The organism is Neisseria basseii, from assembly GCF_962707005.1.
Taxonomy (GTDB): Bacteria; Pseudomonadota; Gammaproteobacteria; order Burkholderiales; family Neisseriaceae; genus Neisseria; species Neisseria bergeri.
In genome coordinates, this window is sequence record NZ_CAUIXH010000053.1 from 1 (window position 1) to 781 (window position 781).

Genomic DNA, 781 nt, shown 5'->3' on the forward strand with positions numbered 1-781 from the left:
CGCCGGCAACACCGAGATCTGGACATACGCCTACGACCCGTTCGGCAGACGCCTTTCCAAAGAACGCCAAGACAAACTCGCCTGGACGAGCACCGACCCCAAGCGCACCCACTTCGTCTGGGACGGAACGCGATTACTTCAGGAGTACACCTACAAAGGCAGCTACACCTATCTCTACACCGACCAAGACAGCTACGAACCGCTGGCGCAAGTCTTCCATAACAACCGAGACGAAGCACAATACCTCGCCTATTTCCACAACGACCAAATCGGCATTCCGAGGGAGATGACCGACATCCACGGTAATCTCCTGTGGTACGGCGAATACACCGCCTGGGGTCGTCTGAAAAAGGATGAGCGGGTTTACAAGAACGCGCATCAGCCGTAGCGTTCCGGCTTCCCGAAATTCAAGAAAAAAGGCTTGAAAGAGAACTTTCGTTTTCCGCAAGGTTGCAAACTGGAACAACAAAATAACCGCCTGTATTTCCCGAAAATCGGCTGGATTCGCTATCGCAACAGCCGCGATGTCGTCGGCGAAATTAAAAACGTAACCGTCAGCCAAAAGTGCGGTCGTTTTTTTCGGTATTATGTAGCAGTTGCACAAAGACCAAAATTTAAACAAAACCCTAATACCTGTCTTCTAGAGTCGATATACTCCCTTGACGAAAAAAATGATGAAATTACGGATACTAAAACTAAGGTCGTATCCCCCCTACTCTCCCTAAGCTAGGAGATGAAACAGCGTATCGGTCCCCTACCGGTTGAATTTTCCTAAAAAAAG

Annotated in this window: 1 protein-coding gene and 1 pseudogene; both read left to right on the forward strand. The window is 49.3% G+C overall.

What is annotated here, in order from left to right; translation table 11 throughout:
* Window positions 1–385, forward strand: a pseudogene (locus Q9I99_RS11255) (RHS domain-containing protein); the annotation flags it as partial.
* Between the two features lie 36 nt (window positions 386–421).
* The gene (locus Q9I99_RS11260; RefSeq protein ID WP_301668566.1) at window positions 422–730 is read left to right on the forward strand and encodes a hypothetical protein; all 309 of its coding nucleotides are present in this window, start codon (window positions 422–424) and stop codon (window positions 728–730) included.
* The last annotated feature ends 51 nt before the right edge of the window (window positions 731–781 follow it).